Annotated in this window: 21 protein-coding genes; 12 read left to right on the top strand and 9 right to left on the bottom strand. The window is 41.0% G+C overall.

Translation table 11 applies throughout. The features are described from left to right. Nucleotides 1-90: 90 nt before the first annotated feature. From Q0976_RS08850 to Q0976_RS08885, 8 genes are all read right to left on the bottom strand, one after another. Nucleotides 91-663 carry a hypothetical protein gene (locus tag Q0976_RS08850; RefSeq protein ID WP_299493084.1) on the bottom strand — a complete coding sequence of 191 codons (573 nt, stop codon included), beginning with the start codon at nucleotides 661-663 and terminating at the stop codon, nucleotides 91-93. Beyond that, nucleotides 657-2,252, bottom strand: a complete 1,596-nt coding sequence (locus tag Q0976_RS08855) for an FAD-binding protein (RefSeq protein WP_299493086.1) — start codon at nucleotides 2,250-2,252, stop codon at nucleotides 657-659. The genes Q0976_RS08850 and Q0976_RS08855 overlap by 7 nt, the downstream gene beginning before the upstream one ends. A 212-nt stretch (nucleotides 2,253-2,464) precedes the next feature. Then, complete coding sequence (locus Q0976_RS08860) at nucleotides 2,465-3,229, bottom strand: heme ABC transporter ATP-binding protein (RefSeq protein ID WP_299493088.1); 765 nt, start codon at nucleotides 3,227-3,229, stop codon at nucleotides 2,465-2,467. Between the two features lie 19 nt (nucleotides 3,230-3,248). Next, nucleotides 3,249-4,262, bottom strand: a complete 1,014-nt coding sequence (locus Q0976_RS08865) for an iron ABC transporter permease (protein ID WP_299493090.1) — start codon at nucleotides 4,260-4,262, stop codon at nucleotides 3,249-3,251. Beyond that, complete coding sequence (locus Q0976_RS08870; RefSeq protein ID WP_299493092.1) at nucleotides 4,259-5,224, bottom strand: ABC transporter substrate-binding protein; 966 nt, start codon at nucleotides 5,222-5,224, stop codon at nucleotides 4,259-4,261. The genes Q0976_RS08865 and Q0976_RS08870 overlap by 4 nt, the downstream gene beginning before the upstream one ends. A 71-nt stretch (nucleotides 5,225-5,295) precedes the next feature. Beyond that, the gene (locus Q0976_RS08875) at nucleotides 5,296-5,727 is read right to left on the bottom strand and encodes a biopolymer transporter ExbD (RefSeq protein ID WP_299493094.1); all 432 of its coding nucleotides are present in this window, start codon (nucleotides 5,725-5,727) and stop codon (nucleotides 5,296-5,298) included. Then, a complete protein-coding gene (locus Q0976_RS08880) occupies nucleotides 5,724-6,467 on the bottom strand; it encodes a MotA/TolQ/ExbB proton channel family protein (RefSeq protein WP_299493096.1) in 744 nt (247 codons plus the stop codon). Before Q0976_RS08880 ends, Q0976_RS08875 begins: the two co-directional genes overlap by 4 nt. 21 nt (nucleotides 6,468-6,488) lie before the next feature. Next, nucleotides 6,489-7,286, bottom strand: coding sequence for an energy transducer TonB (locus tag Q0976_RS08885; RefSeq protein ID WP_299493098.1), 798 nt, complete (start codon nucleotides 7,284-7,286; stop codon nucleotides 6,489-6,491). Between the two features lie 244 nt (nucleotides 7,287-7,530). Between Q0976_RS08885 and Q0976_RS08890 the strand changes: the two genes are divergently transcribed. The 11 genes from Q0976_RS08890 to carB all read left to right on the top strand — a co-directional run bounded on the left by Q0976_RS08890 (nucleotide 7,531) and on the right by carB (nucleotide 23,042). Next, nucleotides 7,531-9,519 carry a TonB-dependent hemoglobin/transferrin/lactoferrin family receptor gene (locus Q0976_RS08890; RefSeq protein ID WP_299493100.1) on the top strand — a complete coding sequence of 663 codons (1,989 nt, stop codon included), beginning with the start codon at nucleotides 7,531-7,533 and terminating at the stop codon, nucleotides 9,517-9,519. 23 nt (nucleotides 9,520-9,542) lie between these two features. Further along, on the top strand, nucleotides 9,543-10,046 hold the full coding sequence (gene hutX, locus Q0976_RS08895) for a heme utilization cystosolic carrier protein HutX (RefSeq protein ID WP_299493102.1): 504 nt from the start codon (nucleotides 9,543-9,545) through the stop codon (nucleotides 10,044-10,046). Between the two features lie 13 nt (nucleotides 10,047-10,059). Continuing rightward, nucleotides 10,060-10,584, top strand: coding sequence for a heme utilization protein HutZ (gene hutZ, locus Q0976_RS08900; RefSeq protein WP_299493104.1), 525 nt, complete (start codon nucleotides 10,060-10,062; stop codon nucleotides 10,582-10,584). 294 nt (nucleotides 10,585-10,878) lie between these two features. Further along, nucleotides 10,879-11,997 (top strand): glutamate 5-kinase, encoded by a 1,119-nt coding sequence (gene proB, locus Q0976_RS08905; RefSeq protein WP_299493106.1) that lies wholly within the window; start codon nucleotides 10,879-10,881, stop codon nucleotides 11,995-11,997. After that, nucleotides 11,994-13,283 (top strand): glutamate-5-semialdehyde dehydrogenase, encoded by a 1,290-nt coding sequence (locus tag Q0976_RS08910; protein ID WP_299493108.1) that lies wholly within the window; start codon nucleotides 11,994-11,996, stop codon nucleotides 13,281-13,283. The genes proB and Q0976_RS08910 overlap by 4 nt, the downstream gene beginning before the upstream one ends. Before the next feature lie 315 nt (nucleotides 13,284-13,598). Beyond that, a complete protein-coding gene (gene dnaK / locus Q0976_RS08915) occupies nucleotides 13,599-15,536 on the top strand; it encodes a molecular chaperone DnaK (RefSeq protein WP_299493110.1) in 1,938 nt (645 codons plus the stop codon). 87 nt (nucleotides 15,537-15,623) lie between these two features. Next, the gene (gene dnaJ / locus Q0976_RS08920; protein ID WP_299493112.1) at nucleotides 15,624-16,754 is read left to right on the top strand and encodes a molecular chaperone DnaJ; all 1,131 of its coding nucleotides are present in this window, start codon (nucleotides 15,624-15,626) and stop codon (nucleotides 16,752-16,754) included. A 185-nt stretch (nucleotides 16,755-16,939) separates the two neighbouring features. Further along, entirely contained in the window at nucleotides 16,940-17,557 is a 618-nt protein-coding gene (locus Q0976_RS08925) for an FKBP-type peptidyl-prolyl cis-trans isomerase (RefSeq protein WP_299493114.1), read from the top strand. Between the two features lie 74 nt (nucleotides 17,558-17,631). Next, a complete protein-coding gene (dapB, locus tag Q0976_RS08930; protein ID WP_299493116.1) occupies nucleotides 17,632-18,447 on the top strand; it encodes a 4-hydroxy-tetrahydrodipicolinate reductase in 816 nt (271 codons plus the stop codon). A gap of 174 nt (nucleotides 18,448-18,621) precedes the next feature. Continuing rightward, nucleotides 18,622-19,791 carry a glutamine-hydrolyzing carbamoyl-phosphate synthase small subunit gene (gene carA / locus Q0976_RS08935; protein ID WP_299493118.1) on the top strand — a complete coding sequence of 390 codons (1,170 nt, stop codon included), beginning with the start codon at nucleotides 18,622-18,624 and terminating at the stop codon, nucleotides 19,789-19,791. A 29-nt stretch (nucleotides 19,792-19,820) separates the two neighbouring features. Next, nucleotides 19,821-23,042 carry a carbamoyl-phosphate synthase large subunit gene (gene carB / locus Q0976_RS08940; protein ID WP_299493119.1) on the top strand — a complete coding sequence of 1,074 codons (3,222 nt, stop codon included), beginning with the start codon at nucleotides 19,821-19,823 and terminating at the stop codon, nucleotides 23,040-23,042. A gap of 79 nt (nucleotides 23,043-23,121) precedes the next feature. Here the strand turns inward: carB and Q0976_RS08945 are convergent, their stop codons facing one another. Then, a complete protein-coding gene (locus tag Q0976_RS08945; RefSeq protein ID WP_299493121.1) occupies nucleotides 23,122-24,795 on the bottom strand; it encodes a phospholipase D-like domain-containing protein in 1,674 nt (557 codons plus the stop codon). Nucleotides 24,796-25,383: 588 nt separating this feature from the next. Between Q0976_RS08945 and Q0976_RS08950 the strand changes: the two genes are divergently transcribed. Further along, nucleotides 25,384-26,868 (top strand): hypothetical protein, encoded by a 1,485-nt coding sequence (locus Q0976_RS08950; protein WP_299493123.1) that lies wholly within the window; start codon nucleotides 25,384-25,386, stop codon nucleotides 26,866-26,868. Nucleotides 26,869-26,914 lie beyond the last annotated feature (46 nt).

A 26,914-nucleotide genomic window follows, 5' to 3' on the forward strand; every position in this document is an offset into this window, starting at 1 on the left:
GACATAGATGTGGCACTTACTATGGCATCATTGAAACACATTAATTTCTAACATTATTCGACCATCAAAGATCAGGGGCTCCTAATATCATTATGTTGTAGGCTTTACTTTTGGGCGTAACCAGTTTTTAATAGGATCAATCAGCCAGTATTTATTTATAATTAATAATGCTTGCACTGGAATGTAGTGACGTTTTGCATAAAAAATACAGGCGTAATCAGCATTTTTTATCGGGCCTTCATATAATTTATTGGGAAAGATAATAGATTGTAGTCTAGCGACCTTAGGGTGTTTGGCACCGCTGACAATATATTGTTTTTTACTTTTTTTCATATCCCAAAGTGAATAGAGAAAAATCATGCCTCTATAAAATTGATTGACTTCATCTTTGACCCATAAGCCTCCTGTTTCAATAACATCATTACCATGAGAGACAAAGTCAGGTTGCTCTCTAGTTTTAGGGACATCTTCAAAATAACGAATAGGATGATGAGTATTGAGTGTATAGCCTGCTAACATCTCACCGTATTCATTCTTAAACACTCTAACAATGGAAACACGTTTGAAATGTTCTACGGGTGTATGATTTCCTGATGCATCAGCATAATGTTGAGCATATATTTCGAACTCTTCATCTTGGGAAATTAGGTTAGTTTTTAGCATGGTAAATCACCTGAGTCGGGTCGTGCTTGATAGCGGCCGGGGTTGATAATATTTTGTGGATCGAGTACTTTTTTGATGTATGATTTAAGCTCTAATGCATCTTTATTTTCTTCTTCTGATAATGTAAAAGGCATTTCATCAATGGCGCGACGGTAACACTGCCAATGGTTTTCTTTATAGCGTTGACGTAGCTTTTTAATTAATGCTCGCGCTCTTTGTTGTTCATCGAAACTATCGACATCATAATAAAGGCTAATAATGGCCTGGCACATGTGGGCTGTTACTGAGGTTAAGGTGACACCAAATTCAAAGCCATACTCTTGAAATAACTGCTCACTCTGTTTCATGCACAGATTAACTTCTTGGCTTAACATCGGCAAAGCAGGGGCTATCCAGTAAAAGCCACATCGACTGTCAATGGGATCGTTACTTTCATTAAAATGTTGTGTTTTATTACGCCAATAACAGCCTTTTAAGGCCATTGCGTCAGGATTGCCTTCAAACATCAACATTGCCCGTGTGAATTGGTTGATTTGATCTTGAAACTGACTGAACCGTGAGAAACGTGTTAGGGCTGATGGTATACACTGTAGCAGTTTGTTGATTTTTATCAGGCGACTCAGTGCAATGATTTTGACATCAGTAATACTACTGAGTGCTTGTTTTATTCTCTTGGCTTTGGCTTTAGCGACACTTGGTGCGCCTGAGACGATAAAAGCGGCTGTCCATGGCATGATTTCATATTTTTTTTCAACGCGAGCAATGTCTGAAGGAAGCGCCCCTTTCATGGGATCCCATTGGGTAAAATCAAACTGGCTGACCATAGATAGCATGCGAAAGTTATTACCGATGTGCGGCAAAGCGTCTACAGTATTTTCAGCTTTAAGTTGACGCATAATATCAATATAAGCGCCGATATCTGATGATCTTTTCAGTCTGACTAAGCACCGCAGACTTTGGGTTTGTCGTTGAGAAAGTTCAAATCGAATTTTTGTCACTACAGCGAGGTTATTTTGGGTAAATAACTCTGTTAAGCCCGCACTGTGACCAGTGCGGCCAAGGTAATAATGGGAGGTATCTAAAGATTTCCTCTCACCATTAGCTTGAATATATTCTGTGATTGTAAAATGTCTGCTACGGTATCCTTGTGCGCCATGACCAAAACCTCTTTCTAATACATTACCGATAATGCTGGTGGTAGGGCCAGCACCTGTGCAATCAAGCATCCATGGTGTATTGGATAGAAAGCGAGCGAGTTGCCCTTGGGTGACACCCGGTGATATTTCGACAATACCTAACTTCGCATCATAATGATGGATTTGATCCAGTCGGCTTAAATCAATCAGAATATTATTGTTATAAATAGGTGTGGCTTTGCCATAACCCCAGTTTTTTCCTGTACTGATAACATAGAAAGCTTGGTTTTTTTTATGGCAACGTTGAATGATATGGATTAATTCATCTATCGTTTCTGGTTTATGGGCGGCCGTTATATGCCTATTATGACCCACTAAACCACTATTAAGATATTGCTTCCCATGACTTCTGCTGGTTTTTATTTCAATGGTGTCCAATTGCTCAAGAGACATACTTCTGTCCTGACTTAAATTTTGAGCAATTTTATCTTTCTTTTTGTAACATAAACAGTGATCCATGTTAATTTTTTGTTATTTATATTTTATTTTTGTTAGCGGTAGACGAAGGTATCAGATTTAATGTATCAGTGAAATTCATCGATGACTGCCAGAGGCGCTTTTGTGAGCATAAAGCCAAAAGTGTAAGGATATTATTTTAAAAGGCGCTAAATAATAACAGGACTGCTGCGATGACTGACATTGAGAATACTGGGATTGTAGCCCCAAATATCATTAATGGTTTGGTGAGTTAGACATTGTGAGGGTAAGCCTGTTTGCGCGATTTCTCCTTGTTTCATGATAATGAGTTCATCAGCATATTGTGAGGCTAGGTTGAGATCGTGCAACACTGCCATTACAGTATATTGATTATGTTGAGTAAGAGATTGAATGAGGCCTAATACATTATGTTGTTGAGAGAGATCTAAGGCTGAAGTTGGTTCATCTAACAATAGTAGAGGAGGTTTGTGAGCTTGGCTTAATTGTGTGAGCACACGGGCTAGATGCACTCGTTGTTTTTCTCCGCCAGACAGACTGGGGTAGGGCCTGTCTTTGAGATGGTAAATCGCTAATTGATGCAATAAACCTTCTATTATCATTAAGCCTTTTTGGTGACTATGGCTCAGTGGATACAATCCCATTGATACCACATCATATACCTTGAAGGGAAAACTTAAACTCGACTCTTGAGGCAACACACCCAATAAAGTCGCTAATTTTTGCTTCGGCCATTGATTGAGTGTCCGCTGATGTAATTGGATTTCTCCGTGACTGAAAGCAATATCTTGACTGATGGTTTTTAATAGGCTGGACTTTCCTGCACCATTGGGGCCAATAATGGCAATAAATTTACCTGCTGAAGTGTTGAAATTAATATCGTGTAGAACGGTTTTCTGGTTGATTGTGAGGCTGAGGTTACTGATCTTTAACATTGTGGGATCACTTTTTGAGTTAGAGTTTATTTTTCTGTTTAATCAGAAGAAAAATAAAGAATGGTGCACCGAGTAGTGCGGTGATTAATCCAACTGGCAGTTCTTGAGGGGATAAAATAAATCGTGCTCCACTATCGGCTAACATGAGCATAATGGCCCCAAGCAACGCACTTAATGGTAATAATTTATTGTGATCTGGACCTATCATCATGCGGATAAGGTGAGGGACAATGAGCCCGATGAAGCCGATTATGCCAGTGGCTGCAACACTGATCCCGACGCCAAATGCACAGAGTAAAATTAATGTTAATTTGAGTTTATTGATGTCTATGCCTAAATGTCGGGCTTCAGATTCTCCTAATAATAGGGCATTGAGTGCATTGGATGAGCGATGAAATTGCCAGCTCAGTAATCCTAAGGTTAACAAGGCTAATATCACGTAATGCCATTGTGCGCCGGCAATCGATCCCATTTGCCATAAGGTTAAATCTCGTAACGCCGTATCATTAGCAAAATAAATCAATAACCCTATGGCTGCGCCTGTTAATGCCGCAATGGCAACGCCTGAAAGTAATAAAAGTATGACAGAAGTGCCATTATGTCCTTGAGCAAGGCGGTAAACCACTAAGGTTGTGATGAGTCCCGTGATAAAAGCGCTAGCGGCAACCCCCATTTCACCGCTGGTGGGGATGAGTATGATACATAACGCTGCGCCAAGTGCAGCGCCAGACGATACGCCGATGATGCCAGGATCGGCTAACGGATTACGAAAAAGTCCCTGCATCACAGCGCCACATTGGGCTAAAATTGCGCCAACACATAAAGCCAATAGTGTTCTAGGTAGCCGTACATTATTAATAATGAGCTGTTCATGAGGTGCAAGCGTCTGTATTTGCCACTGAGTTGCCCAATGGATCATTGCACTAAAACTGTGACTTAAACTGATGGAAATGGGGCCTGTTGAAATTGAAATTAATCCTGATAGCAACAGCAAGCCTAATAATACAGGCAATAGATAATATGATGTTCTCATTTCACTATTTCTTTATCGTTAACTATCATTTTACTTTTTTCAAAGGAGAGCAATTGTTGGTTAAATCGTTCTGCTTCATCAATGGCACTCAATCCCATTCCACCTATCAGAGCCTTGGCAGGGATCATAAAAATGCGTTTATTTTGGTATGCTGATGTATTGGCAAGCAATGGCATGTTAGAGAGCAAAGGCAGTAAGCTGGTATCTTGTTTTTCACTAATCTTATTCCGTGAGGAGATGAGTATAATATCCGGATCAATAGATAAAATACCTTCTTGTGATACGGTTTTATAGCCAGAAAATGTGGCGCTATTTTGAGCGCCTGCTAAGTGTATGATAATGTCTGCTGCGCTATCTTTTCCGCCAACTTTAGCAGGCCTTCCAGCTTGCAAAAGCAAAAATAATACCTTGATAGGTTTGCTATGCTCAAGTTTATCCCGATTTTTGGCGATAGTATTGAGTTGTGCTGAAAGGTGATTTTTTACTTTTTTGGCTTGGTTAGGTTTAGCCAGTACGGTGCTAATCGTATCGATATTATTGAATAATTGGCTTTTATTATTTGCTATGGGGAGACTGATGACGTTAACATCGGCGGCACGTAATAACGCTAATGTTGTTGCAGGACCCATGACATCACTGCCGATTAATATATCGGGGTTAAGGGATAATAAGCCTTCAGCTGATAACATGCGGTGGTAGCCGACTTGTTTGATGTGATTCAATCCCTTAGGAAGTTGGCTGCTGGAATCGATTGCAATGACGTTTTTTTCGCCGTTCAATGCTAATACTAATTCGGTGATCCCAGCTCCTGCACTAATAATTCGAAGGGGTTGGTTTTGCTCTGCAAGCGGCTTCACTGGAGCAGTGTTTGCCCTAACAGCTTGACTGAGTGTGAGTAATAAAGCACAGCCCAGTGAAAGGAATAAAGAGGAAGCCATTTTAGTGTGAGTAAAATTAAACATGGTGAATTAAAGACCTATTGGTTTATTTATACAGTGATATATCATTAACGACTTGTTCTGATTAAAAACTCTCATTGTGTATTTTCCATTAGAATTTGAGTTTGACTGATTTCATGTTGTTGTAATAAATTCAATAATTGCATCAAGGGTTCAATGGGAGCTGACTTATCGGCAGCGATGATAAGGTTTGCATTGGGTTGTGAGGCAAACTCAGTATTAAAAGCCGCTTCAAATTCAGACCAATGATCATAATCTTTTCCATTAATCGCCCATTGAGGACTTGATGGCATTACATTGATTGCGATTTGTTTTTCCATCACCACAGGGGTTAAATCAGCATTAGCAGCGGCGGGAATATCAACCTGTAAACTCAGCAGTGGTACATTTGCTGTGAGCAGTAAAAAAACCAATACAATAAAAATGATATCGATGAGAGGAGTGAGATCGAGAGCTGTTGTTTCAGCTTGTGCCTGTGATGACAAGGTGTTTTTACTGCTTATCATATTGTCATACTCTGCCGATGATTGGTTTTGCTGGCTGGAGTGGAAGTTAATGTGTCTTTTGCCGTTTTTGTCAATACGGCTTGCTCGAGAGCGCCAATATGCATAGCATTTGGGACGCCATTTAACCATAAATTAAGCTGATTTAAAGTATAAGCGGTTTTGTCACAGCTTTTTTCTGCCCAGAGATGAAATAGCTGTGCAAAAATGAGCGCTGGCAGGGCAATGATTAAGCCAGCTGCAGTTGTGTTCATCGCTAACCCCAACCCTGATGAGAGTTGTGATGGGGTGATGGGACCTTGATTTTGTGCAAGTTCTCCAAACATACTAATGAGGCCTAATACTGTGCCTAGTAGCCCCATTAAAGGCGCGATAGCGGCGATCAATTGCAGTAGCTTTAAACCCGATTTTCTCATGCTTAATTGCTGGCTCAGCCATAAACTCAGGATATTTTCCCGCGTAGCTTGATTTTCGCCTCGATAATTAAGCAAGAGTAAAGCCCCTTTTGCCTCCATATGTTGACTTTGTTTGAGCGCTTCCATACGTTGTAAAATATAATGTTCAGTGGGGGGAGCGATATCAAGCGCCAAGTGCTTGAGTGATTTGCGGCTTTTTAGCAGATCATGGAGTATCAATGCCAGTCTTTCTAGAATGATCATGAATGTGATGAAAGCACAGAACCCTAGTGGCCAAGTTAAATAGCCTAAGGCTTGGTTGAGTGACTGAAACAAGCTGTCATTCATTGCTATTATTCCTACTATCAATTAATGGAGTGAAAATCGAATGGGCACACGCACTTTATAGGCGTAGGCGGTTTGTTTGTCGGGAGCTGAAAACTGCCACTTTTTAACAGCGTCTACAGCGGCTTTATCTAATAAGTTGAAACCTGAACTTGAAATTAATGTGAGTGATAGTTGTTTTCCTGCTTGATCAAATAACACTTCTAATGTTGTGATGCCTTCAAATCCTTTTTTGCGTGCTAGTCTTGGATAGTGAGGCTGGGCTGGGGGCGAAGTAAATGTGGGGCGTTTGACTTCAATACTTTGTAAAATAGTTTGCTGTTTATTTGCTGTCTTCTTTATATGAGCCTGCTGACTGTCAAGTGAATTAACCTCTTGATTTTTATTGGCAACATCTTGACGTTGTTTGTTTTCTATTGAGGAAGTTTTTTCTATTGGAGTTCTTTTTTGTGTTTGCTTTCGAGGGGAAACCGTGTCTTTTTCTGATGTCTCATTGATTTGATGTGAAATCGATTTTATTTTATTTGCGGTAAGTGTATGAGCCGTTGATGAAATAACAGGGTTGGACATGTGTTTGATTGCAGACGTATCAGTTTTGAATGCTTTTGACTGTGCAGTGTGGGCTATAGGTGTATTGTTATTTTTCCCCCCTTCAAAGGAACGATTATGTGCAGAAGAGGCGGTAAGCATTATGTTAACCGATGTTTTTTGTGTGAGTCCTGATGCAGGCATAAACGCTAAAGAGCGAGACTGTTGAAGCAATATACAGCCCAGAATTAAGCAACTTAAACTGGCAAACAGCATGTATCTTTGATACGTCATGCTTACCATCCACGGTAAGCGTAATAATGAAAATTAACAATCTCTAACATTTTTACAGGACCTCTGTGTAGGAGATACATTCAACTTATCCTTTATAATTTACACTTGAATACCACTGAATGCAAATAAGAATGATTATCAGTTGTGTTATTGTTTTCTATCGGGTAGAGTGCTGTTAATGAAGAGTAAAGGCGCATTCCTGCTGTCTTTGCGACTATTTATTACATCATGAAGGTCTACAAAAATGTTCACTAAGCAGTTGGTTATTCTCATTGCCGTGTCACAGACACCTCTTGTCTTTGCTGATGAAAAACAATCTTATACAGAGTTTGATGAGGTGTTGGTTTCTGCTACTCGTATTAAAGAAAATACGTCGAATACGAGTCAAAGTGTTGCGGTTGTGAACGAAGAAAAACTACAAGAACTTCAGCCTAATTCTGTTGCCAGTGCTTTAAAATATGAAGCTAATATCAATGTAACTAATGGTCCAAGAGCAACTTCACAGGGAGTGGAAATACGGGGGTTGAGTGGTCAACAAGTACTTCAAACTATTGATGGAGTTAGACAAAATGCTAATTCAGGTCATAGAGGCACTTATTTCATGGACCCTGAATTGTTACAGTCAATTGAAGTGATCCGAGGGCCTGCCAGCAGTATTTGGGGCAGTGGGGCTGTTGGAGGTGTGGTTGCCCAGAGAACAAAATCAGCCAGTGACTTACTGGAAGAAGGCGAGCGTTTTGGTGGCTATTTAAAGCAAGGCTATGAAACAAATGGTGATCGTCTTAGTACCAGTGGAGCGATTTATGGCAAACAAGATAATGTGGATTGGCTGATCAATGCCAGTAGTTTTGATAATAATAATATTAAAACAGGTGATGGTCAGACTATAGAAAATAGTGCCGCAGATGGTAATAGCGGTATCATTAAATTGGGCTGGCAAGCAGCAGAGAATCAGCGATTAGAATTAACGACGCGATTAAGTCAAATTGATGAACTTGTACCCAGTAATCCCAGTACCAGTGAAGGAACCTCATCACCATTAGTAAGACGAAATACAACCGATAAAAATGTAACAGTAGGTTATGACTACCATTCTCTTGATTCTCAGGCTATCAATTTGAAAACCCAGTTTTATTGGAATGATACCCATTATGATGAAGATAGAGTGACCTATGATCAACAAGACAGTACCGATTATCAATCTATTGGCTTTAGCGTGAATAATCAGAGCTTGTTTGATACTTGGTCATTACTCTATGGTATTGATGCTTACCATGACACTATCGATACGGTGAGAGATGATACGGGGCAAGAAGGTGAGCGGGTGAATAATTTGAATGCCAGCTCTCAAGTGGCAGGGGCATTTACTCAAGCCAATGTGGATTTAACCCAGAGTTTGGGATTAACAACTGCTTTACGTTTCGATCATTATGAAAATAAGAGTGATAGCTTAGGTACTTCTGCCAATGATAGTGCGGTATCCCCTACGTTAGGTGTAAAGTGGCAGACGACAAATTGGTTAAGTTTAAGTGCACGATACGATCAAGCTTTTCGAGCACCAAGCATGGAAGAAATGTATTCAACAGGCACTCACTTTTGTTATTACACCGGATTTTGTAATAGTTTTGAAATCAATCCGGATTTGAAGCCTGAAACGGCGAAGAACAAGGAACTACAGGCTGATATGAATTTCAATCAGTTACTGGGCAATGATGAATTAGCGTTGACATTAAATGTGTTTCGTAATGATGTGAGTGACTATATAGAGCAAGTCTTTACTACAACGACGACATCTTATCAAAATGTCAGTGACGCAAAGTTAACGGGTTTTGAGTTAGGTGTTCGTTATCGTTATGAGCAAACACGTTTAGTACTGAATTACGGTCAAACAGAAGGTAAAGATACAGAGACTAATGAATATTTATCGGATGTACCTGCAAATAAAGTGACCGCAGATCTGTCACAAGGCTTAATGCAAGGTGAGGTGAAAGTGGGGACACGCTTTACTCATGTGAATGCGCAAGATCATGTCCCTACAAATACCGATGAGGTGTATTCAAATTATTCCCTTTGGGATCTGTATGCATCATGGGAGCCTACCATGGGTATTTTGTCAGGCTTTAGATTTGATTTATCGGTTGATAACGTGACTGATAAACAATACCGTCAGGCGTGGCAAACTTTGTATGAACCAGGCCGTAATATTAAATTAGCTGCACGCTATCAATTTTAATGATTTGATGCTGGAGTAAACCTATGCAACACCCTGACAATAACAAAATTCAGCAATATTTGACAACACACCCCAGTGTCATGCCATCACAAGTGGCTGACGCATTGGGGGTGTCAGAGCTTGCGGTTGTCAAAGCGTTACCTGAAGATGAATGGCATCTCATAGCATTAACTGAAATGGATGGACTTTTCTCTACTTTGCCTTCATGGGGGAATGTAACCACAATTATTACTGTCTCTGGCCATATTTTCGAATTTAAAGGCCCTTTTCCAAAGGGAAAATATGCTCGTGGGTACTATAATTTGATCCCCAAAAATAATGGTTTTCATGGGCACTTAAAATCAGATGAAATTTCACACATTATATTGATAAGCAAAGCTTTTCGAGGTAGGGAAAGTTATTCTATTAACTTTTTTGGTCTCACAGAAGAGATTATATTTAAAGTGTATTTAGGTCGTGATGCTAATGGGGTGTTATTCCCAGATCAAGTCGGGCATTTCAAGCAATTGATCCAATCAAATTTATAAGTGGAAAGGTTAAATGACACAGAATAAACAGCAAAGGTTAAGTGATAAGCTTTTACCTGAGATAGAAGCCTTTAAACAAGAGTGTAAAACACTGCAACTTGCTACATTAAATAGTGATTATGTACCCAATGCGAGTTATGCACCTTTTGCATTAGCTGATGACGGTTTTTATATTCTCGTTAGTGAATTAGCAAGGCATGGCGTTAATTTACAAACCATGCCTGCAGTATCGGTGATGATGGTAGAAGATGAGGGGAAAGCCAAAACAATTTTTGCTCGTCGCCGTTTAACTTTTGATACACAAGTAGAGCTGATTGAAAAAAATACCAAACATTTTCATAAAGGCATTACAGCACTCAGTGAGCGTTTTGGTGACATGATTGATAATTTAGCGGGCTTAAAAGATTTTAATTTATTTAAACTGACCCCCAATAAAGGCTTATATGTGAAAGGCTTTGGTCAGGCCTTTAATTTAACCGGTGATGAATTACTGACCCTTGAATGGAAGACTGATGGCCATCAGCAGCAGGGTCAGTAACGTGTAGTCAGAAAGGAGAGTATCACTATAGATCAGCTCATATTTGCTATTGTTTTATTAAGCCTTCAATTTAAGAAGGCTTTTTTATTTTTGAAAAGATTTTAATGATACATTGATGCCTCAAATAATAAACAAGATAAGCGCTTTTTAGTTACAAAAAAAATCTAAATTTAAGTGATATCAAAAAATACCTGATTTATGGTTTTTTTTAACCGCTCTTTAACCCTATTGACTACCATTTCATAGTGAGATTGGGTATAAATATTATTCGGTATAAAGAGTGCATATCTAAAGATGAATTTAAGTGAGATACGTTATCAGCGTGTAGTTGTAAAGTTAGGGACCAGTGTCTTAACTTCTGGTAGTGAAAGACTCGATAAAGCGCATATGGTTGAGCTTGTTAGACAGATGAGTCAGTTGATGAAAAAAGGGATTGAAGTGGTGCTATGTACCTCTGGTGCGATAGCGGCTGGCCGTGAACATCTACAATTTCCAACGTTATCAGATACTATGGCGAATAAACAATTATTGGCGGCTGTGGGGCAGAGTCAGCTTATTCTCGCTTGGTCTGAGCTATTTAGCCTTTATGGGTTGCACGTGGGTCAGTTATTATTAACCCGCGCAGATCTGCAAGACAGAGAGCGGTATTTAAATGCAAGAGACTCCCTTAATGCGTTGCTTGCTCAAGGGATTGTACCGATTATTAATGAAAATGATGCTGTTGCTACCGCTGAAATAAAGGTGGGGGATAATGATAATTTATCGGCGCGAGCAGCATTGCTGTGCGATGCCGGTTTATTGGTGTTATTGACGGATCAACCTGGATTATTTGATGCCGATCCTCGTCATCATCCAGAGGCGAAGTTAATTTCCGAAGTGGCTAATATTGATGATAATTTACGAAAACTTGCTGGCGGTGCTGTCTCTGGGTTAGGGACGGGGGGCATGGCCACAAAGCTTGAAGCGGCAGATATCGCTCGCCGTGCAGGAGTCGAAGTCATTATTGCTTCAGGCCATCATGCAAATGTGATAGAAAAAGCCGTATGCAAAAGTGATGTAGGTACACGATTTAGTGCATTGAAAAATCCATTAGAGAGTCGCAAACAGTGGATTTTAGCGGGCCCGAATACTAAAGGTAAATTAGTGCTTGATGATGGTGCTGTCACCGCTGTGACTCTAAAAGGGCGTAGTTTGTTGTCTAAAGGGGTGAAAGACGTCGTGGGTATATTTCAGCGCGGTGATACGTTAGCTGTCGTGGACAGTAAAGGTAAAATGCATGCTAAGGGCATGGCGCGTTATAGCAGTGACGATGTAAGACAAATAATGGGTAAACATTCGAACGAATTCGAGTCGATACTGGGACATGATTACGGCGATGCAGTGATCCATCGCAATGATATGGTGGTGCTATGAGCCAAACTGAACACGAACAATATTTAAACGCTCTTGGCGAGCGAGCCAAGCAGGCGAGTTATGCACTGGCCAACTTAACGGCAACACAGAAAAAAGCATTATTAACGGGAATTGGCGACAGCTTAGCCGCAAATAAAGATAAGATTTTAAGGGCCAATGAGCAAGACGTTACGGCAGCACGTGATAATGGTTTATCGAATGCGATGCTTGATAGGTTAGTGCTAAATGAACAACGCCTTAACAATATTATCAGTGATATTGATAATGTGATTAGCCTTGACGATCCTGTTGGCAGTGAAATAGACAGTCGTTTACTGGATAATGGTTTACGTTTATCTCGTCGTCGTGTGCCTTTAGGGGTTATTGGGGTGATTTATGAAGCACGTCCGAATGTGACAGTGGACATTGCTGTACTGGCGCTGAAAACAGGCAATGCTGTGATTTTAAGAGGCGGTAAGGAAACGCTCCATTCTAATCTTGCCTTAAAGGAAGCAATACAAAATGCATTGACGGCACAGGGGTTACCTGAAGAGGCTGTGCAATTAATATCGAGTCCTGATCGTACGTTAGTCACGGGATTGTTAAAGCTTGATAAATACGTGGATATGATAGTCCCTCGCGGGGGGCAGCATTTACAACGGCTATGTGCTGAACAAGCCAGTATTCCCGTTATTTTAGGAGGGATTGGCATTTGCCACTTATATGTCCACCACAGTGCAAATCTTGAGAAGGCCTTAAATGTAATAGAAAATGCTAAGGTACAGCGTCCGACCGTGTGTAATGCGCTGGATACTCTTTTAGTGCATGAATCAATAGCGGAAAGCTTCATTCCTCAAATTGCTTTACATCTTGCGGCGCAAGGGGTGAGCTTTTATGGCTGCGATAAAACCCAAGCCTTGATGAAGCAAAGTGAGATGAGTGCGGCGATTGAAGTGAGTCAGGCCTCTGATGAGACCTATGCAACCGAATGGTTATCGCTCACTTTAGGGATTAAAGTAGTGGGTGATACCCAATGTGCGATTGAGCATATTAGGCAGTTTTCAAGTGGTCACTCAGAAGCGATTTTAACGGACAATATTCATACGGCCAATTATTTTATGAATGAAGTGGATGCGTCGGCCGTTTATGTGAATGCCAGTACACGTTTTACTGATGGTAGCCAATTTGGTTTAGGGGCTGAAGTTGCCGTCAGCACGCAAAAATTGCATGCACGTGGACCGATGGGACTGGAAGCTTTAACGACCTATAAATGGTTAGCTTGGGGAGATTATACCGCGCGAGATTAACGCTTGTTGAAGTGCGACGTCGGTGTCGCACTTCTTATACCAATTCCATTATATGAGTTTATTCATTTTTTCTTATTTTCTTGTTTGTTTCTTAGTACGTTATTTCTACAGTACTTTTTTCTAACTCTATCCTTAAAAATTATAGTATTTTTCCGTTTTTTTTATTTTTCTCCCTTGTATTTATATTCCTTGTCCCAATATAGGGAAGTAAGAGCAGATTTGGGCTGATTAAAAAGACTTGAAATTAACGATGTCTATCCCCATTTCTATAAACAGACAAAGAATTTAGATTAAGTACGATTTCCGGAGGACTCCATGGGTAAAATTATTGGTATCGATTTAGGCACAACTAACTCTTGTGTGGCAGTATTAGATGGCGAGAAAGCTCGCGTTTTGGAGAATGCCGAAGGCGATCGCACCACTCCTTCTATCATTGCTTATACCGAAGATGAGACATTAGTTGGTCAGCCAGCTAAACGTCAAGCGGTGACTAACCCCAATAATACTGTTTTTGCCATTAAGCGTCTTATCGGTCGTCGCTTTCAAGATGACGAAGTTCAACGTGATGTTGATATTATGCCGTTTAAAATTATCGGCGCTGATAATGGTGATGCATGGGTTGAAGCGCAAGGCAACAAAATGGCACCACCACAAATCTCTGCTGAAATCTTGAAAAAGATGAAAAAAACAGCTGAAGATTTCTTAGGTGAAGATGTCACTGAAGCGGTTATTACTGTTCCTGCTTACTTTAATGACTCACAACGTCAAGCGACAAAAGATGCGGGCCGTATTGCAGGTCTTGAAGTTAAACGTATTATCAATGAGCCAACAGCGGCGGCACTTGCATACGGTATTGATAAGAAGCAAGGTGACAATATTGTTGCTGTTTACGATTTAGGTGGCGGTACTTTCGATATCTCTATCATTGAAATCGACAGCGTTGAAGGTGAGCAAACATTTGAAGTATTAGCGACAAACGGTGACACTCACTTAGGTGGTGAAGATTTCGATAATCGCTTGATTAATTATTTAGCGGATGAGTTCAAAAAAGAGCAAGGTTTAGATCTTCGTAATGATCCACTTGCTATGCAGCGCCTTAAAGAAGCTGCAGAGAAAGCAAAAATTGAACTGTCAAGCACGACTCAAACAGAAGTTAACTTACCTTACATCACTGCTGATGCCACAGGCCCTAAGCATTTAGTGGTTAAAATCACTCGTGCTAAATTAGAATCTTTGGTTGAAGATTTAATTACGCGTTCTTTAGAGCCGTTGAAAGTCGCGATGGCAGATGCTGATTTATCAATTTCTGATATTAATGAAGTGATTTTGGTGGGTGGTCAAACACGTATGCCTAAAGTACAGGCTGCTGTAACAGACTTCTTCGGTAAAGAGCCTCGTAAAGATGTTAACCCTGATGAAGCGGTTGCCGTTGGTGCTGCAGTACAAGCGGGTGTGCTTTCTGGTGATGTGAAAGACGTATTACTTCTTGATGTGACGCCTCTGTCTCTTGGTATTGAGACTATGGGTAGTGTAATGACTAAGCTTATCGAGAAGAACACAACGATTCCGACTAAAGCACAGCAAACATTCTCAACAGCAGATGACAACCAAGCTGCGGTAACGATTCATGTTCTGCAAGGTGAGCGTAAGCAAGCGAGCAGCAACAAGTCACTGGGTCAATTCAATCTAGAAGGAATTGAACCTGCACCGCGCGGCATGCCACAAATTGAAGTGGCGTTTGATATCGATGCTGATGGTATCTTACATGTTTCAGCAACCGATAAGAAAACCGGTAAAGCTCAGAACATCACCATTAAAGCCTCTTCAGGTCTAAGCGATGAAGAAGTCGAAGCGATGGTACGTGATGCTGAAGCCCATGCTGATGAAGATGCGAAATTTGAAGAATTAGTTCAAGCACGTAATCAAGCTGATGGCATGGTACATTCAACTAAGAAACAAATTGAAGAAGCAGGCGATGAGTTGCCAAGCGAAGATAAAGAAAAAATCGAAGCGGCAATGACAGCAGTTGAAGAAGCAGTTAAAGGTAACGACAAAGAAGCCATTGATACCGCCACTGCAGCATTAATGGAAGCGTCAGCTAAATTAATGGAAATCGCTCAAGCCAAAGCACAAGCAGAACAAGGTGCTGCAGCGGGCGCAGCGGATGCAGGTGCAGCTCAACAAGAGCCAAAAGATGCAGCTGATGATGTTGTTGATGCTGAGTTTGAAGAAGTAAAAGACGACAAAAAATAATTAGGTTTTCCTGATTAATTGCGTAGCGGGCGTTCAGAGGCAACTCTAACGCCCGTTTGTCCAACTTTTATTTGAGCAATGTAAATTATGTCAAAGCGTGATTATTACGAAGTATTAGGCGTCACAAAAAGCGCGAGTGAGCGTGAAATAAAAAAAGCCTATAAACGTTTAGCAATGAAATATCACCCAGATAGAAATCCAGGTGATAAAGCCGCTGAAACAAGTTTTAAAGAAGCGAAAGAAGCTTATGAAATTCTAACCGATGGCGATAAAAAAGCGGCTTATGATCAATTTGGTCATGCTGGCGTGGATCCTAATCGTGGTGGTGGAGGCCATGGCGGCGCTGATTTCAGTGATGTCTTCGGTGATGTGTTTGGTGATATCTTTGGTGGCGGTCGCCGTGGTGGCGGTCAACGTCAAGCGGCACGTGGTTCAGACTTACGTTATAACTTAGAGCTTTCTTTAGAAGAAGCGGTGAAAGGGTTAACGAAAGAATTACGCATTCCTGCTTTGGCAGCTTGTGAGCCTTGTAATGGCTCGGGAGCGAAAAAAGGCACGTCTGCAACAACATGTGGTACGTGCCATGGTAATGGGCAAGTGCAAATGCGTCAGGGCTTCTTTGCTGTACAGCAAGCCTGTCCAACGTGTCATGGCCGCGGAAAAATTATTAAAGATCCTTGTCAACATTGTCATGGTGAAGGCCGTGTTGAGAAGAGCAAAACACTTTCTGTTAAAATTCCAGCCGGTGTCGATAACGGCGATCGCGTTCGTTTAACCGGTGAGGGAGAAGCGGGCGAATTTGGTGCACCAGCGGGTGATCTTTATGTTCAAGTCAGTGTTCGTGAACACGCTATCTTTACTCGTGATGGTAACAATTTATATTGTGAGGTGCCGATTTCCTATAGCACTGCAGCCTTAGGTGGTGAAATTGAAGTGCCAACATTAGACGGTAAAGTCAGCCTTAAGATCCCTAATGAAACACAAACCGGGCGCATGTTCCGTATGCGTGGTAAAGGGGTTAAGTCGGTTCGCAGTCATGCTGTGGGCGATTTGCTTTGTAAGGTTGTGATGGAAACGCCAGTTAAGCTGAATGAGAAGCAAAAAGATTTATTACGCGAGTTTGAAGCGTCGTTAACTGGACAGGCAAAAAAACACAGCCCAAAAGCGGAAGGTTTTTTTGATGGGGTTAAAAAGTTCTTTCAAGATCTTAACAGTTAATTGTATTTTTTGTTAAAAAAAGCCTCGCAATCGTGAGGCTTTTTATTGTGGAAAATAAAGTTATAACCAGGCTTTTTATACATTAAAAAAAGCCTGAATAAGTCGGCATTTTGGGAAGTAATTTAACCGAAAATATGTTAAAGTCCCGCGCTGAGTTCATTGAATCAATAAAGAGTAGGAATATTATGTCTGATACGTTCAGTACAGTTGAACAACAAGCAAGTTATGGCGTAGGCCGTCAAATGGGTGAGCAATTAGCCTCCAATTCATTTGAAGGTATTGATATTTCTGCCGTTCAAGTTGGTCTTGCCGATGCTTTTGCTGGTAAAGAAAGTGCGGTTGCTATGGAAGACTTACAAGTGGCTTTTACTGAAATTAGCCAACGTCTTCAAAAAATTCAAGAAGAAGCTGCAGCGACAGCATCTGCTGAAGGTGAAACCTTTTTAGCAGAAGTGGCGGCTCGTGAAGGTGTTTTCAAAACTGACTCAGGCCTTCATTATGAAATCATCACCGAAGGTAATGGTGATAAGCCAAGCGCTGATGCAACGGTTCGTACACATTATCATGGTACCTTTATCAATGGTGATGTTTTCGATAGCTCTGTTGCACGTAATCAACCTGCAGAATTTCCAGTATCAGGTGTGATAGCGGGTTGGACTGAAGCATTACAATTAATGCCTGTTGGATCGAAGTGGAAGCTATACGTTCCACAACATTTAGCTTATGGCGAGCGTGGTGCAGGGGCTTCAATCCCGCCATACTCCACCTTAGTATTTGAAGTTGAATTACTCGATATTCTTTAATATAAAGAGCCTAAGTTAATCTTAGGCTTTTTTTTGAATCGATATTATTGAATGGTTTTTTTGAGGGACTGGGCATGATTGAACAAGTAAGAATTGCCATTACCGGTGGCAGCGGGCGCATGGGTAGAACCCTCATTGAGTCTGCAAAACAGCATGACAATATTATTCTAGGTGCTGCGATTGAGCGCTCTGGTTCCACCTTAATGGGTGTCGATGCTGGAGAACTTGCTGGCGTGGGGGCGATGAATGTATCGATTACAGATTCGTTAGATAAAGCCCGTGATGATTTTGATGTGCTCATTGATTTTACTTCTCCGGAAGCCAGTGTTGTTCATACTGATTGGTGTGCACGTCATGGTAAGGCGATTGTGATTGGTACCACAGGTTTTAATCGTGCTCAAAAAGAGCAAATTGCCTCATATGCTGAAAAAGTGCCAGTAGTCCTTGCGCCCAATATGTCAGTGGGTGTGAATTTGATGTGGAAGTTATTAGAACAGGCCGCACAAGTGATGGGTGACTACAGTGATATTGAAATTATTGAAAGTCATCACAGACATAAAAAAGATGCACCGTCAGGTACTGCACTTAAAATGGGTGAAGTGATCGCTGATACCTTAGATCGTGATTTAGACAAATGTGCTGTTTATGGTCGTGAAGGGATCACTGGTGAGCGAGATCGTGAGACGATTGGTTTTTCAACCATTCGTGCTGGCGATATTATCGGTGAGCATACTGCATTATTTGCTGATATCGGTGAGCGTATCGAAATTACCCATAAATCATCGAGTCGTATGACTTATGCAAATGGTTCGATGCGAGCGGCATTTTGGCTTTATGAGCAAGATGCAGGACTCTATGATATGCAGCAAGTCTTAGGGCTGAAATCGTAATTTTTTAAAAACCGCCAATTGAGCGGTTTTTTTTTGAAAAAAGATTTTATTTGCATAGACAAGCGTTATTTTTGCATATAAAATTATTCGAATTTGCCAAATTTAAGCGTATTTATGATAATTTAGCTTAAGTTGGGTATTAATAAAACATTGTTTTTCAATGGCTTGACTCTTATGGAGGTCGTGTTGACTAAGTCTGCCTTACTCGTACTCGAAGATGGGACTGTATTCTCTGGCACTGCAATTGGTGCTACAGGAATGACAGTCGGAGAAGTGGTATTTAATACTTCAATGACTGGCTATCAGGAAATATTAACAGATCCTTCTTATGCTCGCCAAATCGTGACATTAACTTATCCACATATCGGTAATACTGGCACTAATGATGAAGATAAAGAATCAGATTCTGTTCATGCCTGTGGTTTAATTATTCGTGATTTGCCCTTAGTTGCCAGTAATTTTCGCAATACTCAATCTTTGAGTGATTACCTTAAAGCCAATAATATCGTGGGTATTGCTGATATTGATACTCGCAAATTGACTCGAATATTGCGTGAGAAAGGGGCTCAGGCGGGTTGTATTGTGGTGAGTGAGCAAGGAGAAGAGTTAAATAAAGCCAAAGCGCTAGCAGCAGCAGAAGTGTTTCCAGGTTTAAAGGGCATGGATTTGGCCAAAGAAGTGACGACTGAGCATCAGTATCAATGGCGTAAGGGAAGCTGGCGATTAGTGGGCGGGCTTCCTCAAGATACGCCCAGTGATGAGCTTAAGTATAAAGTGGTTGCCTTTGATTATGGCGTGAAACGCAATATTTTACGTATGCTTGTCGATAGAGGTTGTGATGTCACGGTTGTGCCAGCAACAACGAGTGCAGCAGACGTTTTAGCCATGGCACCGGATGGTATTTTCTTATCCAATGGACCTGGGGATCCAGAACCTTGTGATTATGCCATTAATGCGATTCAAGAAATCCTCAAAACGGATATTCCTGTATTTGGTATTTGCTTAGGACATCAACTGTTGGCACTGGCTTCAGGTGCAAAGACCTTAAAAATGAAATTTGGTCATCATGGCGCGAATCACCCTGTGAGTAATATAGAACAAGGAAATGTGATGATCACCAGCCAAAACCATGGTTTTGCTGCTGATGAAGCCAGTTTACCCAGCCATATAAAAGTGACCCATAAATCCTTATTTGATGGTTCATTGCAGGGAATACATTTGACGAATAAACCGGCATTCAGTTTTCAAGGGCATCCTGAAGCGAGTCCAGGACCCCATGACGCCGCACCATTATTTAACCATTTTATTGAGTTAATTGAAGCTTACCGCAGCAATACCAAATAATCAGTGGGATCTGGGAGAAGATTAAAGCAATGCCAAAACGTACAGATATAAAAAGTATTCTCATCCTAGGCGCGGGTCCAATTGTGATTGGACAAGCCTGTGAATTTGACTATTCAGGTGCTCAAGCTTGTAAAGCACTGAAAGAAGAAGGTTATCGAGTTATTCTGGTTAACTCGAATCCTGCAACCATCATGACCGATCCTGAAATGGCGGATGCAACGTATATTGAGCCAATTCACTGGGAAGTGGTACGTAATATTATCGAAAAAGAGCGTCCCGATGCGATTTTACCTACCATGGGTGGGCAAACCGCATTGAATTGCGCCCTTGAGCTTGAAAGCCAAGGCGTGCTTAAAGAATTCAATGTGGATATGATTGGCGCAACTGCCGATGCTATCGATAAAGCAGAAGATAGAAGTCGTTTTGATACTGCGATGAAAGCCATTGGGCTAGAATGTCCCCGTGCAGGCATTGCACATACCTTAGATGAAGCGCATCAAGTATTAGAGCAAGTGGGTTTTCCGTGTATTATTCGTCCGTCTTTTACCATGGGCGGCAGCGGTGGCGGTATTGCGTATAATGTTGAAGAGTTTGAAGATATTTGCTCTCAAGGATTAGAGCTTTCGCCCACTAATGAACTGTTAATTGATGAGTCACTCATTGGGTGGAAAGAATATGAAATGGAAGTGGTACGAGATCGTAATGATAACTGTATCATAGTGTGTGCCATTGAAAACTTTGACCCTATGGGCGTCCATACAGGGGACTCTATTACGGTTGCGCCAGCGCAGACTTTAACGGATAAAGAATACCAGTTAATGCGTAATGCCTCTTTGGCGGTACTCCGTGAAATTGGTGTTGAAACGGGCGGGTCAAACGTTCAATTTGGTATCAATCCAAAAGATGGCCGTATGGTGATCATTGAGATGAACCCGCGGGTTTCTCGTTCATCAGCATTGGCTTCTAAAGCAACGGGTTTTCCGATTGCTAAAATTGCAGCTAAGTTAGCTGTGGGCTTTACCCTTGATGAACTCAGTAATGATATTACAGGCGGCGCGACGCCAGCTTCATTTGAACCTGCCATTGACTATGTGGTAACGAAAGTACCCCGTTTCAATTTTGAGAAATTTGCGGGTTCTAATGATCGTTTAACCACACAGATGAAATCAGTGGGTGAAGTGATGGCCATTGGCCGTACTTTCCAAGAATCATTGCAAAAAGCACTGCGCGGATTAGAAGTGGGTAAGCAGGGGCTTGATCCAGAGGTCGATTTAGATGATGCACAGGCTTTATCCCGTATTCGTCATGAATTGAAAGAACCTGGTGCAGAGCGTATTTGGTATATTGCTGATGCATTTCGTGCGGGGTTATCGGTTGAAGGCATTTTTAAGCTAACCAATATTGATCCATGGTTCTTAGTGCAACTCGATGAGCTGATTAAACTGGAATCTCATGTGGGTGAGGTGGGGTTATCGGGATTAAATGAAGCTTTATTACGTCAATTAAAGCGTAAAGGTTTTGCCGATGGTCGTCTAGCGACTCTGGCTGGTGTGAGTGAAACCGAAGTGAGAAAGCTGCGCCATCGTTATGAAGTCTTACCGGTTTATAAGCGGGTAGATACTTGTGCGGCTGAATTTTCAACCGATACCGCTTACCTTTATTCCACTTATGAAGAAGAATGCGAAGCGAATGCCTCTGATCGCGACAAAGTGATGATCTTAGGCGGTGGCCCTAACCGTATTGGGCAAGGTATTGAGTTTGATTATTGCTGTGTACATGCGGCGCTTGCGCTACGTGAAGACGGTTATGAAACCATTATGGTTAACTGTAACCCTGAGACAGTTTCAACGGATTACGATACGTCAGATAGACTGTATTTTGAGCCTGTGACCTTTGAAGATGTGCTTGAAATTGTGCGTATCGAAAAGCCTAAAGGTGTCATTGTGCAATATGGTGGTCAAACGCCATTGAAGTTAGCACGAGAGCTAGAAGCGGCGGGAGTGCCGATTATTGGTACCAGTCCTGATGCGATTGATAGAGCCGAAGATCGTGAGCGTTTTCAGCAAGCCATTGAACGCCTTGGTATGAAGCAGCCTGAAAATGATACGGTAACGACCGTTGAAGGTGCGGTAATTTCAGCTGAACGTATTGGGTATCCATTAGTGGTTCGTCCATCCTATGTATTAGGCGGACGTGCAATGGAAATTGTCTATGATAAGCAAGATTTATTGCGCTATTTTAATGAAGCCGTGAGTGTCTCTAATGCTTCGCCTGTATTGCTTGATTCATTTCTTGATAATGCCATTGAGATTGATATTGATGCTATTTGTGATGGCAGCGATGTGGTTGTGGGTGCAATCATGGAGCATATTGAACAAGCAGGGGTTCACTCGGGTGATTCGGGCTGCTCACTGCCCCCTTATACATTGAGTGCTGAAATTCAAGAGAAGATGCGTACTCAAGTGAAGCAACTGGCTATTGAGTTGGGTGTTGTGGGATTAATGAATGTTCAGTTTGCGGTTAAAAATAACCAAGTGTACATGATTGAGGTCAATCCTCGCGCTGCGCGAACTGTGCCTTTTGTGTCTAAAGCTATTGGTAAACCATTAGCGAAAATTGCTGCAAGAGTGATGGCGGGTCAAAGTTTAGCATCACAAGGGTTTACGCAAGAAATTATTCCGTCTTATTATTCAGTGAAAGAAGTGGTTTTACCTTTTAATAAGTTTCCTGGTGTGGATCCTATGTTAGGGCCTGAAATGCGCTCAACAGGTGAAGTCATGGGAGTGGGTAATACGTTTGCCGAAGCTTATGCAAAAGCACAATTGGGGGCCACCTGTGAAGTGCCTAAATCTGGTAGAGCGTTACTTTCTGTGCGAAATAGCGATAAGAAACGTGTAGCGGATCTGGCCTCTAAATTGATTGAATTGGGTTATGAGATTGATGCAACTCATGGTACAGCGGTTATTTTAGGCGAAGCGGGCATTAATCCTCGTTTAGTCAATAAAGTACATGAAGGACGTCCGCATATTCTCGATCGAATTAAAAATGGTGAGTACACCTATATTGTGAACACTACCGAAGGACGTCAAGCAATTGAAGATTCACGCCAATTACGCCGTGGAGCATTGCGCTATAAAGTGAACTATACCACGACGTTAAATGCTGCATTTGCAACGTGTATGGCGCATTCAGCCGATGATAGAAATAATGTTACTTCAGTTCAAGAGCTACATCAACGTCTGTTAAATTAATAGCTTGAGTTAGTGAAAAAGAAAAAAGCCGCATTGATGCGGCTTTTTTTATGCGATAAAACGTCATGTTTAAGGGACGTTAATTTGGTTTTTCACACACATAATGATCTTCAGGATGTGTTCTGAAGGCTTCAGAATTAATGGCTGGACATACGGCACGAATGCGTGCTTTTAGATGAGTGACTTGCTCCCAGGTGATCGCCATAGGATCAAATACAATCGGAAAACTGAGCACAGTTTCATCATTGATTTGGTTGAGTAGTCGCTCATAACGGTTGTCATCACTGCCGGTATGCCAGATGGATTCAAAATTGGTTAAAAAGCTGTCGATGGCGGTTGGATTATCAGCACGCTGCAAGATCATAATATTCTCCATACTATTATGTTCAGCATTATCAGAAAAATTATAGCTGCCCGTAATTAACGTACTGTTGTCGATGAGTGTGTATTTATGGTGCATTTGCTTGGCATAAGAATAATGCCAGCGATAACTATAGCTTTTAAAGCGTACATCAATACCTTGTTCGCTCAGCATATAACTATAATGGCTGCCCTTATCATAACAGGCTTGCTCTTGAGAAGGTGTGCTGGCTTCATTTAGACAAGCCTGACGCTCTGCTTGTTCTAATTCGTGGGTATAGAGACTAATATATTCTTGAATATCTAAATAGACTTCAATATTCACATTGCCTTCAGCTTGTTTATTCATTAAGGCTTGTGCTATGGGCCATGAGCGTAAGTGTCCACTGGCTATTTTAATGCTTGACTGGGCATTATTGATGTATTCAACCAGTGTATCTGAAACGGTGTTTCTTCCTGATACTTTAGAGAAAGTTTCACCATAGCGAGTGGTTGAGGTTTTGAAATTATTTGAGGTAAAACGCGTATTCAGTGAATGAGGTTCGCTCTTTTGGTAACTGTTATCAATGATGGAATTGACGGTACAAGTATCACAGGTGAAATCCCTTGAATGATGCCAAAGTAAGTCAAATTCATCTTGAAATGCAGTGATGAACTCCGCATTATTCTGAATAAAGACGGTATTTTCATCATATCGAGTGGCGGCTGAATAAGACCAGTTTGCACTACCAGAAATCAGTTGAGCATTTTCAAGTGTACTGTCGATAATGGCAAATTTATGGTGCATGATTTTATTGACGTATCTAACATCAATGAGTGCTTGTTCGAGCTTTTCTGAGATTGTGCCTGCAGGTGACTTTTGGTCTTTTAAGGCATTATTTGAGATGACTCGAATTAATACACCTCGTTGTACGGCATCAGTAAGTGCAGCTAGTATTCGATTATCTCTGAAGCTATACATGGCAATATCAATGGAGACTGTCGCTTGATTAATGGCTTCAACCACTTTGGTTAAGTGGGATGCGTCATAAGGTGCAGGCGAGAAAATCACTTCAACATCATTAACAGGTATAGTACAAGCGTTTAGAAACAATCCTGTTAGCACATTAAGGGTCTTGGGCCCGACATATTTAATGTCATCTAATTCTTCAAGTGAAGTAAATTGCCGATCATCTTCGGTATTAGGCAGTTTATCAACACCGTTACGGGTACGAATAATACTATGGGCTGCAGTGGGGTAAATGCCGTTGGCTTTTAATACATCGACATTCGTTTGTGGTGAATTGCTAAAGGCTAACAAGTCCTCTAAACAATAATCGGCAAAGCTAAGTGGTGAAAAAAGTATGGGAGTGATGAAAGTAAGCCTTTTTACCCATTGGCATGTATTACGCATAAAATCCCTCTGTATCATTTCAATCAAATTTTGCAGTTTTAGTATCAAAATAAAAATCTAACCCAGATATATAAGTATCTGTTAATATTGATTTATCCTTAATATTATATTTAACATAATTACAACAAAAATAAAAAACAAGCGGTTTACAGCAAATTTATGTTAAATAGCGCTTAAGTGTAGGGATATTGACCGATTAGCAAGTAGAGAGAAGATATATATCTAATTGTATTTAATATAACCTTGCTATTTTTAAGACAAATTTGTACGACACTATTTCTGTTTAATTAAGAACTGTTAATTAATTGGGTGTATGTTTACTATTTGTTGATTAAATGTTTCTCTTGCTGTATATTTCGACGTCGTTAATCAATTTTCATTTAAATATTAATGAATTAGTTGTTGTATGTGTTGAGATTAATTATTGGTTTTTACTGATTGATTATGCAAGCACAGATAAGGATGAGTCTGAATTTAATATTTTTTGAATAAAGAGCCTGTTTATTTGGCTTAACTGTTTTAAGCGGTAAAAATCATCAAGGTCGATGACGCTAATGTGTTACCGTGTCTATCAAAGGAATGGTAAAAGTGAAAACCAAAAAATTATATTTAAGTTGTATTATTGCTTCATTATTCATGGCGGGTTGTGGCAGTTCAAGTAGTGATAGTACCCCTGAAAAAAGTACCCCAGCTCCTGCGCCCACATCTGAGTCAGCTGCCACCATGAGTGGTAAAGTCATTGATGGTTATGTATCTGGCGCAACAGTGTGGTTAGATTTAAATGGAGATGGAGAATACACCGAAGGTGAGCCTAGCACAGTGTCACAAGCGGCTGGGGAATATCATTTAGAGCTTTCAGCAGAAAACCAAGCGTGTGCTCAGTACAGTAATTTGTATGTGGATGTACCCAAAGGGGCATATGATGAAGACAATGGCGAGGTTGAAGCAGCCTATCAAATGATGCTGCCAGCCGGTTTTAATCAAGTGGAGGGCGACGAGGCCTTTCATGTTACCCCCATAACAACAGTACTATTTCAAATGCTCAATGATGAGCTTCGACGCCGTGGCGCCAAATTTGGCTCCTGTGAAGCACTTAAAGTCAATGATGATTTGCGAGCAATGGTTGAAGATGAGATGGATGAAGCACTAAGAAGTGTTGTGGACAAATATAATCTTTCCATTGAAGATATTTTCAGTGATTTTATTGCGACAGGTGATGATGACAGAACTCAGCTTGCGCTTAATATTGTCAAAGGATTAAAAGCCAGTTTAGCCTATCAAGTGACGGCAAAAGAGCGTTTCCCAGAGGCGGATTTTATTCGTGTTGAGTTTTATCAAGGCAGTGAAATTGATAATGATAATGGCTACCCGAAGGCGTGGTATCGAGATATTGTTGCCAGTCATAGCAATGGCTATCAATTAGAGCTGGTGAAAGTGTCCGATGATTTACAAACCAAAGTCCGTGATATTTATTTACGTGAAGTGAACAATACCCCTTGGGGCGAGTATGGCGAATTGGCCCAGAAGAAAGATATTTTCAGCTATGGTGGTGATGATGCACTCTATCGCTGTGAAAATTCTGAAGCGGTGATTATACGGCATATGAATGATGAACATCTGGAAGTGGAATTTGCTTTAAGCAATGAAAGTTACAGTGATGAAGTTGCGACGGTTCAAGCTTGTGATAACCCAGTTTACTCAGGCGGAGATAATCGTTACTTTGAGGCTCACTATATGGAAATGGGGATTGACTATCAAGCGCGCTTTAATACCAGTGATGGGAATGTCGAGTTTACTGCACTGGCTGATTGGGTTGAGCTAGCAGGGAAGAGCGAGCAGCTTGATGTGGATCTATTCATTGAGCACTTTGAAGGCTTAGCGTATCAATTTGATAAAGTTGTTGATGAAGAAAGACACCCAAGTTGGTCTAAGCGTTCAACCGATGACACCCATGGCAATCGTGTACAAATTGATAAAAATCAGAATGGTTGGGAAAAGATGAGCTATCAAGATGATGGTACATACATTTTAACGTGTAGCCAAGATGGTGAAAATTGGGTGCCATGTCCTTAATTTTCTTTTTAATGATTTCCTTTATATTAATTTAACGATTAGCCAT

The sequence above is a fragment of the uncultured Shewanella sp. genome (assembly GCF_947501665.1).
GTDB lineage: Bacteria > Pseudomonadota > Gammaproteobacteria > Enterobacterales > Shewanellaceae > Shewanella.